This window comes from Dokdonella sp., from assembly GCF_041395345.1.
Classification (GTDB): Bacteria; Pseudomonadota; Gammaproteobacteria; order Xanthomonadales; family Rhodanobacteraceae; genus Dokdonella.
The window spans coordinates 79,194-95,528 of record NZ_JAWLAR010000018.1 but is presented as its reverse complement, the minus strand read 5'-3'; the positions used below and the strand labels follow the sequence as shown (position 1 = coordinate 95,528).

The 16,335-nt window shown below is 61.2% G+C and carries 13 protein-coding genes; 4 read left to right on the top strand and 9 right to left on the bottom strand.

Features of this window, described 5'->3' with window-relative positions; translation table 11 throughout:
- On the top strand, positions 1 to 893 hold an 893-nt coding region (locus tag R3F00_RS15440), incomplete at its 5' end, for an aldehyde dehydrogenase family protein (protein WP_371282693.1).
- 70 nt (positions 894 to 963) lie between these two features.
- On the opposite strand, the gene R3F00_RS15435 is transcribed toward R3F00_RS15440, so the two are convergent.
- A complete protein-coding gene (locus R3F00_RS15435; RefSeq protein WP_371282692.1) occupies positions 964 to 2,217 on the bottom strand; it encodes an NAD(P)/FAD-dependent oxidoreductase in 1,254 nt (417 codons plus the stop codon).
- Between the two features lie 492 nt (positions 2,218 to 2,709).
- Between R3F00_RS15435 and R3F00_RS15430 the strand changes: the two genes are divergently transcribed.
- Together R3F00_RS15430 and R3F00_RS15425 are read left to right on the top strand one after the other, a co-directional pair.
- Positions 2,710 to 3,021: a hypothetical protein gene (locus tag R3F00_RS15430; protein ID WP_371282691.1), complete on the top strand. Its 312-nt coding sequence runs from the start codon at positions 2,710 to 2,712 to the stop codon at positions 3,019 to 3,021.
- Positions 3,022 to 3,080: 59 nt separating this feature from the next.
- Positions 3,081 to 3,617, top strand: a complete 537-nt coding sequence (locus R3F00_RS15425; RefSeq protein WP_371282696.1) for a C40 family peptidase — start codon at positions 3,081 to 3,083, stop codon at positions 3,615 to 3,617.
- A gap of 94 nt (positions 3,618 to 3,711) precedes the next feature.
- On the opposite strand, the gene R3F00_RS15420 is transcribed toward R3F00_RS15425, so the two are convergent.
- Both R3F00_RS15420 and R3F00_RS15415 read right to left on the bottom strand, forming a co-directional pair.
- Entirely contained in the window at positions 3,712 to 4,203 is a 492-nt protein-coding gene (locus R3F00_RS15420; RefSeq protein ID WP_371282690.1) for a peptidylprolyl isomerase, read from the bottom strand.
- An 86-nt stretch (positions 4,204 to 4,289) separates the two neighbouring features.
- Positions 4,290 to 4,832: a YkvA family protein gene (locus R3F00_RS15415; RefSeq protein WP_371282689.1), complete on the bottom strand. Its 543-nt coding sequence runs from the start codon at positions 4,830 to 4,832 to the stop codon at positions 4,290 to 4,292.
- A gap of 318 nt (positions 4,833 to 5,150) precedes the next feature.
- On the opposite strand from R3F00_RS15415, the gene R3F00_RS15410 reads away from it, so the two are divergent.
- Complete coding sequence (locus tag R3F00_RS15410; RefSeq protein WP_371282688.1) at positions 5,151 to 6,452, top strand: DEAD/DEAH box helicase; 1,302 nt, start codon at positions 5,151 to 5,153, stop codon at positions 6,450 to 6,452.
- Between the two features lie 72 nt (positions 6,453 to 6,524).
- On the opposite strand, the gene R3F00_RS15405 is transcribed toward R3F00_RS15410, so the two are convergent.
- The 6 genes from R3F00_RS15405 to moeB form a co-directional block, all read right to left on the bottom strand.
- Positions 6,525 to 8,003, bottom strand: coding sequence for an APC family permease (locus R3F00_RS15405; RefSeq protein ID WP_371282687.1), 1,479 nt, complete (start codon positions 8,001 to 8,003; stop codon positions 6,525 to 6,527).
- Between the two features lie 22 nt (positions 8,004 to 8,025).
- Complete coding sequence (locus R3F00_RS15400) at positions 8,026 to 9,015, bottom strand: C45 family autoproteolytic acyltransferase/hydolase (RefSeq protein ID WP_371282686.1); 990 nt, start codon at positions 9,013 to 9,015, stop codon at positions 8,026 to 8,028.
- Positions 9,016 to 9,041: 26 nt separating this feature from the next.
- Positions 9,042 to 10,502 carry a biotin carboxylase gene (locus R3F00_RS15395; protein WP_371282685.1) on the bottom strand — a complete coding sequence of 487 codons (1,461 nt, stop codon included), beginning with the start codon at positions 10,500 to 10,502 and terminating at the stop codon, positions 9,042 to 9,044.
- 3 nt (positions 10,503 to 10,505) lie between these two features.
- Entirely contained in the window at positions 10,506 to 13,256 is a 2,751-nt protein-coding gene (locus R3F00_RS15390) for an aminotransferase class I/II-fold pyridoxal phosphate-dependent enzyme (protein WP_371282684.1), read from the bottom strand.
- Between the two features lie 179 nt (positions 13,257 to 13,435).
- Positions 13,436 to 14,368 (bottom strand): carbon-nitrogen hydrolase family protein, encoded by a 933-nt coding sequence (locus R3F00_RS15385; RefSeq protein WP_371282683.1) that lies wholly within the window; start codon positions 14,366 to 14,368, stop codon positions 13,436 to 13,438.
- 813 nt (positions 14,369 to 15,181) lie between these two features.
- Positions 15,182 to 16,330 carry a molybdopterin-synthase adenylyltransferase MoeB gene (gene moeB, locus R3F00_RS15380; RefSeq protein ID WP_371282682.1) on the bottom strand — a complete coding sequence of 383 codons (1,149 nt, stop codon included), beginning with the start codon at positions 16,328 to 16,330 and terminating at the stop codon, positions 15,182 to 15,184.
- Positions 16,331 to 16,335: the final 5 nt, after the last annotated feature.

The window sequence follows — 16,335 nt, the reverse complement described above, 5'->3', positions numbered from 1 at the left end:
GCACCCCGATCGGCGCGCTGATCATTGGCGAAATCCTGGCCGAGACCGATCTGCCCAAGGGGGCGTTTTCCGTATTGCCGGCCCATCGCGACGGCGCTGATCTGTTCACCACCGACGATCGCCTCAAGCTGCTTTCATTCACCGGATCTCCCGGCGTGGGCTGGGACCTCAAGGCCAAGGCAGGCAAGAAGAAGGTCGTACTGGAACTTGGCGGCAATGCCGCCTGCATCATCGAGCCCGATCAGCGCGACCGACTCGACAAGGTGGTCGAGCGCGTGATTTTCGGCGCCTTCTACCAATCCGGGCAGAGTTGCATCGGAGTCCAGCGCATACTCGTGCATGCAGACATCTACGATGAGTTCCGCGAGAAATTCGTCGCTGCAGCCGGGAAACTTGTCGCGGGCGATCCGAAGGACGAGAACACCTTCATTGGTCCCATGATCGATGTCAAGGAAGCGCAGCGCCTGGACGAATGGATCCAGGAAGCAGTCAAGTCCGGCGCGAAATTGCTGTGTGGCGGCAAGCGCGATGGCGCGATGCTCGAAGCCAGCGTGCTCGAAGGCGTCAATGCAAGGCAGAAGGTCAACTGCATGGAAGCCTTCGGACCTGTGGCCACCCTGCAACCCTACAGGGATTTCGACGAGGCATTGCGCATCGTCGACGACAGCGAGTTCGGCCTGCAGGCAGGCGTCTTTACCAATGACATCAATCAGGCCATGCGCGCATGGGACCGACTCGATGTCGGAGGCGTGGTAGTGGGCGATGTTCCCAGCTTCCGTGTCGACAACATGCCCTACGGAGGGGTCAAGGATTCAGGTCTGGGCCGCGAAGGCATTCGTTATGCCATCGAGGACATGACCGAGCTGCGCCTGATGATCGTGCGCGATCACTGAGGCGCTGCGCGCGCATGTCCGAATTGGCATTTCGCGATTCGATGCCGTAGCCGACGCACTCCCGATTGCTTCAGGCGAAGCGCGTCACGCTGAAGGGCGCGCAGTCCAGTGATGTCGGCTGGTCGGCAAGAATCTCGCTGACCAGCAATCCGGTCATTGCCGACATGCTTACCCCAAGCATGCCGTGGCCGGTAGCCATGCACAGATTGTCGATGCCCGGCACGCGGCCGATAACCGGCAGGTCGTCCGGCGTCATCGGTCTCCATCCGTACCATTCCTCCTGAGTCTGCGCGCCCTCAGGGTCGCGCAGATAGAGCGCTGCAGCCCGGCGCAGGGCATTCAATCGGGTCGGATTGAGTGTACTGTCATAGCCGGCAAATTCCATCGTGCTGCCCAGTCGGTAACCGGAACTCCATGCAGTCACGCAGACACTGGCTTCCCTGAGCGTCATCGGGATACGAGGGCACGGGTCCGGGCGCGAATAGGTTATCGAATAGCCCTTGCCCGGCTGGATGGGCAGGCGCACGCCAATGGTCCGGCCAAGCAGGGGCGACCAGGCGCCCAGCGCAAATACGACGTCGCGTGCCCGCCAGGTGCCCCTGCTGGTCTGGATGGCCGACAGACGCCCGCGCTCCCTGAGCAGCGATTCGACGGCGACGTCTTCCTCGATCTGGCCGCCGCGCTCGCGTACGCGACGTGCAAGTTCAGCGACATAGCGATCGGGCCGCAGCTGCGCATCCCCCGGATTCAGGAATCCGCCCGCGACACCAGGATTGAGAGCCGGTTCCAGAGCCTCGACCTGAGCACCATCAAGCGCCTCGACGTCGATGCCGACCTCGCTGAGCACCCGCAGGTACCAGCTCGCGGCTGCAAGCGATTTTTCGTCGCGATACACATGCAGGGTGCCGGATTTTCGGAATTCGCAATCGAGCTGCTCGCTCTCCACCAACCCGGCAATCAGCTCCAGCGAGCGCGTCAAGAACGGTGCCTTGATCGCTGTTGTCCGGCCGAACTGCTCCCAGTTGCTGAGCCGGACGAAGGAAGCCAGCCAGCGCATCAGGCCCGGGTCGAGACGCGGCTTGATGCGCAACGGCGCATCGGCCCGAAGCAGCCACTTGAGCGCCGTCCCGACCACACCCGGCATGGCCAGCGGCATCGCGTGGCTGGGGGTCAGGGTTCCGCAATTGCCGTGCGAGCTGCCCCGGCCCAGGCGCCCCTGGTCGATCACGGTGACGCTGCGTCCCGATTCGAGCAGGTACCAGGCGCAACTCAGGCCAATCACGCCTGCGCCAAGAATGAGTACATCCGAGTCTCGAGAATTCATGGCTGGAGATTCTACGGGACCGCGCGCCCGGCTCGGCAACCGCGAAAGGTCTCCGGCAGCGGAATGGAGCGCTTGCCGATCGGCCGGCATCGACACAAACGGCATTGAGCGGCGACAGAGCCCCGCAGGGCAGGATTTCGGCGGATTCTCGAGTTCCAGCGCTGCCTGGCGCAAAGCGCATCGCCAGACCCACAGGCCGCAGGCCGCAGGCGCGCGATCATTGTCAGCAAGTGACGAAACCGGGAATGGGTTTTTGCCGGACCCAATGCACAAGCACGGGGACGCGACTGAGCGGCCCACCAGAGCCGGCCTGATGCCCGACTGACGTGGAAGGGTGCCCTGACCTCCATTTCGGGCCATATCGTTGCAGTCCTCGACGTTTGCCCGGACGCAACCGCCTGCCCGGGAACCCGACACTTCAGACCCATTGGCACAATTGGCACAGACTATGCATCGATTGTGGCGTGACCCAATCCATAGCGGGGAATCCTGATGAACGTTTCGACCAACGAACTGCTGCTGGCTCTGCGTGCTCCGACCTCCGGCTGGCTCGCCGCCGTCATCTGCGCGCTTGACGAAGCCCTGCTCGATCCGGATTTCAGCGAACAGCATCGTGACATGCTGCGCAGCCTGCTCGATGCCGGTCAGGTTCCGGCAAACGTCGCAGCCGCTTCGCAAGAGCGCTTGCAGCGCTTCGAAGAGGCGGTGCAGACCCTGCATGAAGCCCTGGTTGGCGACGACGAAACCGCGGCCGATGTGGTGGAGGCCCGCCCGCAACTGAAGCTCTGTGCTTCTGCAGCCTAGTTTTCCAAGATCGTCGTCCGTCACCGAATCCGCGGGCGACGACTTTTTTTCTTCCCCCGATTGACATGTCGCCCGGCCTCGCACAAGGTCGGGCGATGTGCTTTCTGCGCCTCGCAATTCTTCTGCCGTTTCTACTCTGCGCTTGCGGGAAGGACAGCGCTCGCCCGGATTCGTCGAGCGCGGCATCCAGCCGTCGGCAATCTGCGACCGAGACGACCGAGGCCGCCAATGCGGTCCTGTTTAGGGCCCTGGCCCTGGTCGGAACGCCCTATCGCTACGGCGGCAACACGCCGGAAAGCGGCTTCGACTGCAGCGGCCTGGTCGGCTATGTGTTCCGCGATGCCGCTGGCATCCAGTTACCGCGAACATCTGCCGCCATGGGCGCCCTGGACGATCCGGATGTCCCCAAGGGCCGGCTCGAAAGCGGCGATCTGGTGCTGTTCGCTTCAGGCCGCAAGATCAGCCATGTCGGCATCTATGTAGGCGAAGGCCGCTTCGTCCACGCACCCAACAAGGGCGGCACGGTGCGCCTGGACAGCCTCGATGCTCCGGGCTGGCGCGAGACATTTCGAACCGGAAAGCGCGTCTTGCGCTGAGCGGACCCGGCTCTGCGTCGTCGCCACGAGTACCGGAATGACGCAAGGGCGGCCGGGGTTTTCCCGTCCCGCTATCCCGACTTCGCCGATGGGTTCAGGAATGCTCGACGCCGCCCGGGCCATGCACGTGCCGGTGCGAGATCTCTTCCGAGGTTGCTTCTCTCACGTCGACGATGTCGACGTCGAAGCGCAGCTTTCTGCCGGCCAGCGGATGATTCAGATCCACGTCGATAACGCTGGAGCCAACCTTGAGAACGGTTACCGAACGATTGCCGCCATCCTTCATTGACAGCATGGCAGTCATGCCGGGGCGCAGGCGAGATGCAGCCTTGAAATACTTCTTCGGTACACGCTGGACATTGCCTGGCTGGCGTTCGCCGTACGCTTCCCGGGGTTCCACATCCACCGAAAACTGTTCGCCGACATCGTGGCCTATCAAGGCCTTTTCGAGTCCGGGAATGATGCCGCCGTGGCCCACCAGGATATGCACGGGCTCGCCACCATCGCGTGAGCTCTCGATCTTGAGACCATCGTCGGCATGGAGCGTGTAGTGCAACGAAACGACCGTGTCCTTTGCCACCTGCATGATCTTCTCCGGCGCGTGCGTGTGAAATGGCGCGCGAGATTACCAGTTCGCGTTGGCTGATGCAGCGCCTTTTCAGGGCTCTCCGCTCAGTCAGCCTCGTGGATGCGTGAATCCACGCGCTCACGGCGACTTTGCAGTTCATCCATGAGTTCGGCCCTGCGCGAGGCCAGCGCCCGTGCTCGTCCCACGCGCGCGTGTTCCTGGCCTGACCGATCCCCCAGCGATTCGCGGAATGCGCAGAACTTGCCATAGGCCTGCAGGACATGACGCATGCGTCTGGCAAGCAGTTCAAGCATGATCGCGTCATCGATCAGCCCGATGATCTCGATGTGATCCGGAATCAGGTCATCCGGGTCCCCGAAGTAGGCCAATGCGGCCAGAGCTTCGGTGCGTTCCGGCGCCGACAGGCTCCAGTCGGCATCTTCCAGCAACAGAATCAGCCGCTGCACATGGACAAGGCGCTTGCGCACATAGTTGGGGATCCGTGCGATGCACAGGTTGTCCAGCGTGTGCTTGGCCGCATCGATGATGTGGACCTCGTCGACTTCGTTCGCCATGCGTCGAAATCGCTCGAAGGCCTTCTGGAAGTACTCGATATCCTCGGATTCGAGCTCGAACGTGATCCGCATGGCGCGATTGACCCCTGGCTGCAGGGCGCGCCACCGGAGAACGCGCGCACCCTAGTGAAACCCGTGGACCGGCCTCACAACAAGTGCTGGCTGAATACTGCGATTTCCTGTAGCATAGACTGGTTTAGTCGCGTTGACCCCCCGCTCCCTTCCGGTTCATCGAGCACCTGCCAGCAAGCTGGCCAGTCTCGAACCACACCGCTCGCGGTCCCGACGCCCAGAACCGGAATGCCCGCCATGTTGGCCGGCAGCCGAAAAATTCAAACCTGCAGCGCGGTTCATCAGGGACGCTCCGGGTTACATCAAGGAGTAATACCCATGAGTTTCGACACCCTCGGGCTGTCGCCGGCACTGCTGCGCGCGCTTGAAGAACAGGGCTATACGCAGCCCACACCCGTGCAGCTGGCGGCCATTCCGGTCGTCCTGGCTGGCCAGGATCTGATGGCCGGCGCACAGACCGGCACCGGCAAGACGGCAGCTTTCGCCCTGCCGCTGCTCGAGCGCCTGTATCCGGAAGGCAAACGCCTGCCTCTGGCACGCAGGCCGCGCGCCCTCATCCTCACCCCGACCCGCGAACTGGCGGCCCAGGTGCAGGAAAGCGTCCGCACCTACAGCAAGCACATCGGCGTCAAGTCGGCGACGATCTTTGGCGGCGTCGGCATGGGCCCGCAAATCGACGCGCTGCGTCGTGGCGTCGACATCGTGGTGGCGACGCCGGGTCGACTGCTCGATCACATGCAGCGCCGTACCGTCGATCTCTCAGCCATTGAAGTACTGATTCTCGACGAAGCGGATCGCATGCTCGACATGGGCTTTCTGCCCGCGATGAAGCGCGTGCTCAGCGCCTTGCCGAAGGCTCGCCAGACACTGCTGTTCTCGGCCACGTTCTCGTCAGAGATCAAGGCTCTGGCCAACCAGTTCATGCATGAACCGCAGGAAATCCAGATCGCCAAGCCGAACAGCGTGGCCTCGACCGTTACCCATCGCGTGCATCCGGTCAACCTCGAAGCCAAGCGCGACCTGCTGCTGCATCTGCTCAGTCTCGACGGCAGCCAGACCCTCGTGTTTGGCCGCACCAAGCACGGCTGCGACAAGCTGACCAAGCAGCTGGAGAAATCCGGCATTCGCGCGGCGGCAATTCATGGCAACAAGAGCCAGAATCAGCGCACCCGCGCGCTTGCCGATTTCAAGAGCGGCCGCGTCAATGTGCTGGTTGCCACCGATATCGCGGCCCGTGGTCTGGATATCGACCAGCTGCCGATGGTCATCAATTTCGACTTGCCGATGGTCGCCGAAGACTATGTGCATCGCATAGGCCGCACGGGCCGTGCCGGCGCGGAAGGCCTCGCCATCTCGCTGGTCAGTCGTGCCGAAGAAGGCCTGCTGCGCGACATTCGCAAGTTGCTGAAACAGGACATCGCGATCGTTGACGTGGAGGGATTCGAACCCTCGCAGCCGCTGCGTCTCGAAGGACCGGGCGGTGCGCGCCCGCAGAGCGGTCGCCAGCAGCATGCGCGTCGCCCGCATGCCCAGCAGTCTCGCGGTACCGGCGAACATGCTGCCGGCAACAAGAAGCGTCGCCCATGGCGCGGTAGTCCGGCGGCCTCACGTCCCTCCTGATTGCGACTCGAACTCGGTCAGCTCACGCCTGGTGAGCTGATCGGCAAGGTAAGAAGGGCGGCCGGCTTGTACTCAGCTCGCCTGATCAAGAACAAGGGCGTCTCGCGCCTCTTCGCCTATGCCCTTGCGGCCGCTGGCAGCCGCCAGCCAGAGCATGCCGCCCACTCCTACCATGACCATCAGGACGATGTGCTCGTGTGGCCAGCTCAATGCGGCCGGACTGGCAGGAATCAGCATGGCGGCCAGCATCAACAGGGACCCCGCTGCGGCAATGCCGGCGACCAGGGGCGCCGCATGCAGCCGAAAGGGACGTTCAATCTGCGGATAGTCCTTGCGCAGCCTCAACAGGGACAGTGATACCCCGAAGAATGCCAGCGCGATCGAGAACGAGCCTGCGTTGACCAGTGCAAGCAGGGCATCACGTCCCAGCAACGGTGCCAACAGGGTCAGACCGCCGACCAGCAGGATCGCCCGATGCGGCGTTCCATGGCGCGGATGGGTTTCACCGAAAACCTTCGCAATGATGCGACCGCGTCCCAGCGCGAAGATGACGCGCGATCCGGCCAGGAAGAAGCCGTTCCAGCTCGTGAACAGCCCAAGCAGCGCTGCAATCAGGACGAGGTCGCGCAGCCAAGGCGAAGCGAAAGCCGCTTCAAAGGCGTGCGCAGCTGGCAGATCCGCCTGCGACAGTTCCTGCCACGGCCCCAGCATCGATATGCTGAGAATCAGCAATACGTAGAACAGGACGGCCGCTGCGATTGAACCGACGATCAGCAGGGCCAGCATGCGCGGCTTGACGGCCACTGATGCCTCCTCGGCGGCCTGGGGGATCGTGTCGAAACCGACGAACCAGAACGGAATGGTCACCATGACGGCAAGCAGGCCTGCGAGCGCACCCAGCCCCGCGTCGGCTGCAGCAAATACCGGCTTAAGGTTTTCCGCCCTGCCCTCGGCGAATCCGGCCACGACGAAAACCAGTGTGATGGCAACGAAAAGGACGGTCAGCCAGACTTGCAGGCGTGCTGCGGAACGGGCACCGAGCCAGTTGATCCAGGTGATTGCGCCGGTGCATACAAGGGCCAGGATCAGATGACTGGCGTAAACCGTGGAACCCGCGAATTCGTATATTGGCCATCGGTCGATGGAGGGGACAAGGAAACTGAGCACGCGTCCGATCGAGATGGCTTCGAATCCCGAGATGCTGACGTAGCCGAAGGCCAGCGCCCAGCCGACCAGAAACGCCTTGAAAGTACCGAACGCCTTGTAGGCATAGGCTACTTCTCCACCGGCCACGGGAATCATTGGCGTCAATTCGGCATAGCACAGGCCGATACAGAGCATCACCGCGCCGCCGATGACAAAGGCAAGTACCGCGCCGCCCGGACCGGCCTGCTCCAGCCAACTGCCGATCGAAGTCACCCAGCCAACACCGATCATCGATCCGAAAGCCAGGGCAAAGAAGCCGAAGCGGCTCAGCACCTTGCGCAGAGCCGGTCGATGCGACGAAACCGCAGTGTGCTCGCTGTCGCTGAACCTCCTGTTTGAACTCATGCCTGCTGTCTCCATGCCGTACTCAGACGGCCATCCGACCGGCTGCGCAATGCGCGATGCGGCGGCTGCCCGGCACGAAATTCTCAACACTCAGATTCCACTCTGCATGCGGCCAGCGGTAGCTGAACTCGCGCCGGCGAGGCCAGAGCGCGGCCGTGTACAAGGTGCCGCGCTGCTGCTCGTAGGCCAGCGAAAACAGCGGCGGCCGCAGAAAGGCACCAATGAATCGCTCGGGCGTATCTTCGTGAAGCATCAGGCGACCCAGCAGATAGCGTTCGCGCTCGACGGTCGCAGTGCGATAAGCGTCTCCTGCAGACAACCGTCCGGGCTGGTGATTGGTCGCCACCGGAGCACTCGTGATCTGCGCAGGGAAATCAGGAGCCAGATAGGCCGTGGCACGGTGACCATTGCTGTCGAGCGCGGTCACGTTGTAAGCCATATGGGTCGGAATACGCGCCAGGGCTGCACAAGCCTGCGCAACGGTCGAACAGGTTTCTAGTACATAGCGAAGCACGATCGGCACCCCGAATCCCTGTCCGACCACACTGCGTCCTCCAAAGGTCAGCGAGAGCGCCAGACCGGACTCGTTGATGCCGTCGACGAGACCTACCAGGCAATCGCTGGTTCCGAGAACTTGTTGCCCGGACCACCTTGTGTGCAGCGCAACGGCATCGAAGTAATGTGCGGAATAGTCGTAGTTGCGCACCAGCAGGGGTTCATCACCCGGCCAGACCGCTTGCGAACAGGCGCTGTCGTATGCAGGCGGACACCACAGACTGAGGAAGCGCGCTTCCACGTCGCCGCCACCGGCCAATTCGCACAATCGCTTCCAGCGTGGCACGAACTCCGGCATGTGCAATTCAAGCGCGCGCCGGCACTCCAGAAAGCTTGGTCGGGCCAGATGGCCGTCACGCAGGTACCAGCGCCTGTAGGCAGGCCACAGTCGATCAAACAGGGCTTGCCATACGGCACCCGACCCGTCGTCAGACAAGGCATGAAAGGTCAGATGCATGGAGCGACTGTCTTCCTGTTGTGCGGCTAGAGGAACTTGAACGCGTGGTCGGGGAGTTCCGCGGGCACGGGTCCCGCGAGTGGCTCGGCGGAGTAGTGCGCGCGGATACCGTCGATCCAGCGACGCGATCGTTCGGTCAACGAGAAGCGATCCGTCATCGCGCGGCCGCGGGTGACCAGTATGCCGAGATCGGCTCCTTCATATCGGTAATCGCCCTTCTTCAGGATGCGCAGGAAGAATGCTTCACGATCGCTGCTGACCGCTCGACGATGGTAGTCGAAGCGATCGAACTCGATGCTGCCGTCATCGCGCATGCGCCAGATACCGGTCTCGGGCGCCTGGGTAATGCGATCGATGGAGTCATCCGTGTGCTTGACCACCATCTGGCACCAGGAATCGATGTTCTCGGGATCGGCCCAGCGCGCGTTGAGCTCGGCAATATCGATATCGAATGGCACGTCGGAAAACTCGAGCAGATGGAACAGGGCCAGTGGCGCATCGGCATGCGCAAAGGCCGCGTGATTGGTCATCGAACTGGCACCGGTAATGCGCGGGTTCAGCTCGCCGAGATAGATGTCGCGGGTCTTGGTATCTACCAGGAAGTCGAGTTCGAAATAGCCACGATAACCCTCCTTGCGCAATTGCTCACCGAATGCGAACGTGTAGTCGCGCGCCTTGTCGCGCACCTTGGTAGAGAATGCATTGGCGAAAATTTCGTTGCCGCACCAGCCGCCTCTGTACGGCGTCAGTTCGCCGAATCCGACCAGCTCGGTCATCAGGGGTCCAACGATGGTTCCCTGCTTGGTTGCGCAGGCTTCAATGGCAGCGCCACGGCAGTTGATCCGCTTCATGACCTTGATTTCGCCATGCCCGACAATGTCGTGCTGGTGCTTGCGGAAATCCGCCTCGGACTTGATGAAGAAAGTCGTGTGACCCGAGTCGCCATAAGCCGACTGCAGGACCAGGTCCTTGCCGAGTTTGGCTTTCTCGGCCACCCTGGTCAGTTGCGCGTAGTCTTCTATGATGGAAAGCGCGTTCGGCACGCTCGGCACCCTGGCCTTGTTGCCGATGCGAACGGTCTCGATCTTGTTGTCGATGCGATTGCGCAACTTGGCCTTCGGAAACCAGACCTTGGCGCCCAATTCCCTGGCCAGGGCTTCGGTTTTCTCGTCGAACATGAGGAAGATGAATTTGGGCTTGCCGCCACGTCCTTCGATGTGATCGATGACTTCCTTGTGCTGGAGCAAATAGTTGTTGATGTCTTCGATTGACTGGAATTCGTCGTGCGGCTGCTCGCTCGGGCAGAACACGTTCGGGTGTTGTCCGTCATAGCAGTCGATATAACTGACGTACTTGAAATTCTTGACCCACTCGTCGAGTCCGAGCAGGTTGAAATTGGTGGCGCTCACGAAGTAGATCGGTTCTTCGAAGCGATGGAAGAAGCGCCTGATTTCGGAAATGTTCTTGAGCTTTTTGCGTGCAGCCATGCTTTAGTTCTCCTGTGAGTTTCTGGAATGGGATTCGCTGTCTTTCAGTGCCTTGTCGGTAAACACGCGCAGGCCAAGATCCGGTCGATAGCCATGGATCTCCTTCACGTCCAGCGCGCGCATGAAGTGGAGAATTTCTTTCGAGATCACCTGGCCCGGAACGAGAATCGGAAAGCCCGGCGGATACGGAATGATGAATGCCGTGGAGACCAGTTCACGTCCGGCATCCATCGCGGCCTCCATTGAACCGTCCTCGATCTGGAAATAGTCGCAGTTCGATTCGTCGTAGGCCATGAAGTAGGCCGTGCGGATGTCGCCCTCGCCGGTTCCTTCCGAGCGACCGGTTCGGAACCTGTCGTGGAATCGCGAGAAATCGGGCAGTGGCGGATAGTCATGTGTCAGAGACATGACCCTGCGCTCGAACGCACGAACCTCCATGCCGCTGGCATCTTCCAGTTGCGAGTCGAGATCCTGCGCTACTCGCACGAGGACCTCGATGAGATAGGCCACTGATGAGCGCGTCGTGCCGATGTTGGTCATGAACAGGACCGTGTTGCGCGAGGTCTTGTTGATCTGGATGCCGTGCTTGTTCATCAGCACTTCATTCTTGAACGTGTCGCCGTCAAAACCGGCATGACCCACTGAAAGCGTCACGCGAGAGGCATCGAGGGCAAACTCGTCGTTGGCGAATGCATTCCAGGTGTCGTTCCATCCTTTCTCCTGATCCCAGTAGGCTTCGATTCCTGATTCGCGGTGGGACGAGGGGATCAGTTCCTTGACCGAGAGCACCTTGAAATATTTTCTCAGCATCGGATGCGAATCGATTGCCTTGCGCATCGCCATGGCAGCCTCGATCTGCTTTTGCACGAGTTCGAACCCTTCGAGTTCGACCTGACGGCGACCAACATCCAGCGAGGCGATGATCTGGTAGTTTGGCGATGTGGACGTATGCGTCATATAGGCCTCATGGAATGCCTGTTCCACTTCGCCCTTGAAGTCCTGATCGTGCACGTGAATCATCGAGCCCTGCCTTAGCGAAGTCAGTGTCTTGTGCGTGGACTGGGTAGCATAGGCACGCACACGTGCCGTCGCGGGATCGGGCAGCAGGCGCGTGTCCAGCAACTGCTCGTCGCTCAGGCCCTCGATTTCGTTGAGATGGCTCGCGTACTGTTCCGCATACAGCGGATCGCGAAAGCGCGCACGCAGCACCTGTGCTGTATTCATGGCGGTACGCTGGCGGTAAGTCGGCGAGAAGCGTGCAAACGCGAACCAGGCTTCATCCCAGAGAAAGACCAGATCGGGCTTGATGGCCAGGCACTCTTCCATCACCCGCTCCACGTTGTAGACGATGCCATCGAAGGTGCAATTCGTCAGCAACAGCATGCGCACGCGATGCAACTTGCCGACTTGTCTGAGTTTCAGCAGCGCATGCTTGATCTCGCGCAGCGGCACCGCACCGTACATGGAGTATTCGCTGAGCGGGTAGCTGTCGAGATAGACGACATTCGCGCCCGCCAGCACCATCCCGTAGTGATGCGACTTGTGGCAGTCGCGATCCACCAGGACGATATCGCCAGGACGCACGATCGCCTGGACCACGATCTTGTTGCAGGTCGAGGTACCATTGGTGGCGAAGAACGTCTGGCGTGCTCCGAATGCCCTTGCTGCCAGCTCCTGCGCCCGCTTGATCGGCCCGACCGGCTCAAGCAGGGAATCGAGTCCCCCGGATGTGGCAGAGGTCTCGGCCAGGAAAATGTTCATGCCGTAGAACTCGGCCATGTCGCGAATCCAGTTCGAACGGATCAGCGACTTTCCACGACTGATGGGCATGGCGTGGAAAACACCGGTTGGCTGTTTCGAATATTCCTTCAGGGCATTGAAGAACGGCGTGTTGTAGCGTGAATTGACGCCTCGAAGAATATTCAGATGCAGCTCGGTGAAGTCTTCCTGATTGTAGAAAACCCGCGCACATCCACCGAGGTCACGACCGGCGATTTCCTCGACTGAGCGATCCGTGACGAGGAATACATCGAGCTCCGGACGGATCTTGCGGATCACGCGGCACAATTCGGGGCCGTAGTCTTCCGGATCAATCGACTCCAGTTCCTCGTCACCGACCCTGCGCAGGTATCGCTTGAGGATTTCCATCCGGTTCTCGGATGCGAACGCGAAATCATGACGGACCACGACCGACTGGATATTCGTGTTGAACAGGACTCCGATCAATGCATCTTCGAAGCTGGTCACGAACACGGGCTCGTAGACAAAACGGTCGTCATCCCGGCGCTGGCTGCGCAGCGCGACGCATTGAGCATCCTGCTGGGCCGGGCTCAGATCATCGACGATGAGTATCTCGAAGAACGGACGCGATCGAGTGCGCTGTTCCTGCGTCTCGACGATTTCCTCCTCTTCGTTGATATCCCGATCGGTATCACCAAAGTAGTCGCCCAGCCGGCGCCGGTAGGTGCCGCTCTGCAACGCCCTGACCATGCGCGTCACGGCGCGGGCAAGATCCTGGTAATCGTGCCGGGTCATCATCTTCTGCAGTTGATCCAGTCCGCGCCGGCCCGGAAAGGCCCAGTAGGCCTCTATCGGATCCAGCCAGTGCAGAAGGGCCTCGACCTTGCCGGTCAGCCGTGAGCGTTGCGTCTCGGTCTTAACGCCAGCGAGCTGAACCGCGAGACTCTTCAACGCTGTCCAGCGGTCATTGCGCAGCTGCGACGCCGAATAGTAGTCGCTCAGCGATGAAGTCATTCCGGAAGGTCGCTTTGCACTATCGCCCGAACCGATGTCGCTGCTCGCGCCGGTTGCATGACTGCGGAGATCATCCCGGGATGTTCCGGCTGTACTCTGAATGGATTCGTTCTTGTTCAAGGCTTGCTCCTCGGATCCGGGTTTCGCTCGGGCTTCGCTGCCTGGAATGTCGCGCTCCTTCAGGTTGACTCATCAGGCGCTGGCGGCAACGGAAGCACTTCTGCCGGGGCCCCCATGCCAATGCCGGCCTGTCCGCCCTTGGCAGTCATCGAAAGCGGCCCGAGCGTATGCAGATAGGCATCCACACCCGAGCCACGCTGGTAGACGGAAAAGTCGATTTCGCGATCGCGGAAACTCTTCAGCGGCTGGCCCAGTCCATTGACACCCGCTTCACGCTGGCGACGCACGCGAGCGAGATCGACTTCGAGCGGCAGGGTCTCGCTGGAACCCCCGGCATGGGCCAGCACCGTCCCGCTGGGATCGACTACGCAGGACCGACCGATTCCTCCCGAATCCAGGCCGTTGATGTCGAACACATAACACTGGAATTGCGCTGCCGTGGCCCGCGCGATGGCGAGTTCGACGTCGCGGTCGATGGTTCCCGTCAGTACCGGATGCAGGAGAACTTCCGCGCCCATCGCAGTCAGCGTTCGCGTCGTCTCCGGCAGCCACATGTCATAGCAGATGGACAGACCGAAACGACCGACGTCGGGAACGTCGAATACGCAGAACTCGCTGCCGGCGGTCACGTCGTGCTCGTAGGGGCGGAACGGAAACATCTTGCGATAGCGCTTGACCACGGTTCCGCCCGGATCGATGACCGATGCCGTGTTGTACAACTTGCCGTCTGCGCCGCGCTCGAAAACCGAACCGGGAATCAACCAGACTCCGTGTCTTGCCGCGGCCGCTTGCAAGGTCTCTTCTTCAGGCCCCGGCAGACTGACCGGCGCGTTCGGAACCGGACCGCACTGGGCCAGTTCGCTGAACAGGATCATCTGTGTCCAGGGGAAACGGGCCATGACGACATCCATGCGGTGCAGCATGGCTGCAAGATTGCTGGCCAAGGCCGGGACATGCATCTGCACGCCTGCGATCGCAAAGGGAATGGTCATGGATGGGTTTGTTCCTGGTAGGTTCCAACCGGCACGCTTGCCGGATGAGTGCCGGAATACGGCATGGGTTCGGTCGACCGAAGCGGAAAGCGGCCAGGCTGGCTTGCAGTCCTTGTATTCGTTTCATTCGCGACCGGGCCGATTGAACGGCTCGCTGAACCTGCACCCGATCTACCGGCAAGGTCCTGCACGAGTTCACAACGGGCATTCAAGACATTGCGAGGAATGGAATCGCAAGAACTCTCGACGCGCGAACCGGCATCCTGCCTGTCCCGCATGCGCAGGTTTCGCGTTTGAAGCGTCGCCTTGACCCAATCCAGGGCTCTACCCACCTGTTTCGACATTTGCTGCCCGCGACCCACATCGCAATGGATGGAGTCGGCACCTGTATTCATGTCGTCAAGCGTTGCGGGCATGCACTCCTCTCGACTGGAACGGGGTGACCTGGGTTCACTCGAGCATGCCCGGAGGAAGAAAGTCGATTAGAGCACCCGGGCGGCGCGAGCCGCGCAGGGCAATTCGGTAAGGGCAACCCAACTCAAGCGGAACTCGCCAAGCCTTGCGGATGTCTCGTTCCTGCAGCGGGCAGAAAGTAGAGGAACTTTCATCAGTAACATACTGATATTAAAAAGGAAATTCATACTTTCTTCTGCCGCAAGCATAGCAGACCGTGCCTGAATGGTCCAATCGGCGGGAGGCCGGAGCCTTGGGCAGCCTGGCCGGCCAGCGCGCGTTGCCAAGGGACTTGTCAGGGCTGAGACGTTCTCGCAGTCGCTGCTTCGGATCGGCTGGCTCGTGTCCGGATTCCGTGGGTCAGATGGTGCTGCAAAACCCTTCGATGTCTTCATAGGCCACCCTGCCCTCGCCCCTCGAACAACCGGGGCAGCGCGGGTCGCGCGCAAGAGTCAGTTCCCGGAAGCTGGCGTTGAGTGCGTCAAAACAGAGCAGGCGACCCACCAGGGGGCGTCCCATGCCGATGATGAGCTTGATCGCCTCACTGCACTGGAGCAGACCGATGATTCCAGGCAGCACACCAAGAACACCGGCCTCGCTGCAATTCGGAGCCTCTTCCGCAGAAGGAGGCTCGGGAAACAGGCATCGGTAACAGGGGGAGTCGTCGCGACGCGGGTCGAAAACGCTGACCTGGCCGGTAAATCGGTGAACTGCGCCGTATACAAGCGGGATGTTCAGGTTTCGCGAGGCCGCATCGAGCAGATAGCGCGTCGGAAAGTTGTCGGCCCCATCGATGATCAGGTCGTGTCCCGCGAGCAAGGCCTCGACATTGCCTGCCCGCAGCCGTTCCTCGCGCAATTCGAGCTGCAAGGCAGGATTCAGGCCAGCAAGCGTGATGCCTGCCGAAGCGGTCTTGGCCATGCCGACACGCGCATCGGCGTGAATCACCTGCCGCTGCAGATTCGAACGCTCCACGCGATCATCGTCGATCAGGGTCAGATGACCCACGCCTGCCGCAGCCAGATACAAGGCAGCCGGGGACCCAAGCCCGCCTGCACCAACCATCGCAACCCGGGCAGATCCCAGCTTGAGCTGGCCACTGACCCCGACTTCGGGCAGCAGCAAATGGCGCGAATAGCGCTCGGCCGAATCCGCATCCATCGTGCCCGCCTCGGTCGGCAGCCCCTCTTCGCACCAGCGCGAAAAACCGCCACGCACGGAGAGGACATTGGAATAACCCAGTTCGAGCAGTTGATCGCGTGCCAGCAGCGAACGTCGCCCAGTCGCACAGATGGTCAGAAGCTCTGCGCAACGTGATTCGACCAACGCACCGATATCCTGCTCCAGTGCCAGGAGCGAGATGCCGAGAGCCTGTTTCGGCATGCCCGAAGCCCGCTCGTCATCATCGCGCACATCAAGAAGAATCGCCCCCTTGCGCATGCGCCGGATGGCATCGGCGGGATCGATTTCGGCAGTGACCGCAGTCTCAACTCGGGGAGTGTCGGGCATCATCG

Coding starts and splice junctions, on each gene's coding strand:
- R3F00_RS15430 (WP_371282691.1), top strand. CDS start 2,710: ATGAACGTTTCGACCAACGAACTGCTGCTGGCTCTGCGTGCTCCGACC.
- R3F00_RS15395 (WP_371282685.1), bottom strand. CDS start 10,502: ATGGCTGCACGCAAAAAGCTCAAGAACATTTCCGAAATCAGGCGCTTC.
- moeB (WP_371282682.1), bottom strand. CDS start 16,330: ATGCCCGACACTCCCCGAGTTGAGACTGCGGTCACTGCCGAAATCGAT.
- R3F00_RS15420 (WP_371282690.1), bottom strand. CDS start 4,203: ATGCAGGTGGCAAAGGACACGGTCGTTTCGTTGCACTACACGCTCCAT.
- R3F00_RS15400 (WP_371282686.1), bottom strand. CDS start 9,015: ATGCATCTGACCTTTCATGCCTTGTCTGACGACGGGTCGGGTGCCGTA.
- R3F00_RS15390 (WP_371282684.1), bottom strand. CDS start 13,256: ATGACTTCATCGCTGAGCGACTACTATTCGGCGTCGCAGCTGCGCAAT.
- R3F00_RS15435 (WP_371282692.1), bottom strand. CDS start 2,217: ATGAATTCTCGAGACTCGGATGTACTCATTCTTGGCGCAGGCGTGATT.
- R3F00_RS15405 (WP_371282687.1), bottom strand. CDS start 8,003: ATGAGTTCAAACAGGAGGTTCAGCGACAGCGAGCACACTGCGGTTTCG.
- R3F00_RS15415 (WP_371282689.1), bottom strand. CDS start 4,832: ATGCGGATCACGTTCGAGCTCGAATCCGAGGATATCGAGTACTTCCAG.
- R3F00_RS15385 (WP_371282683.1), bottom strand. CDS start 14,368: ATGACCATTCCCTTTGCGATCGCAGGCGTGCAGATGCATGTCCCGGCC.
- R3F00_RS15410 (WP_371282688.1), top strand. CDS start 5,151: ATGAGTTTCGACACCCTCGGGCTGTCGCCGGCACTGCTGCGCGCGCTT.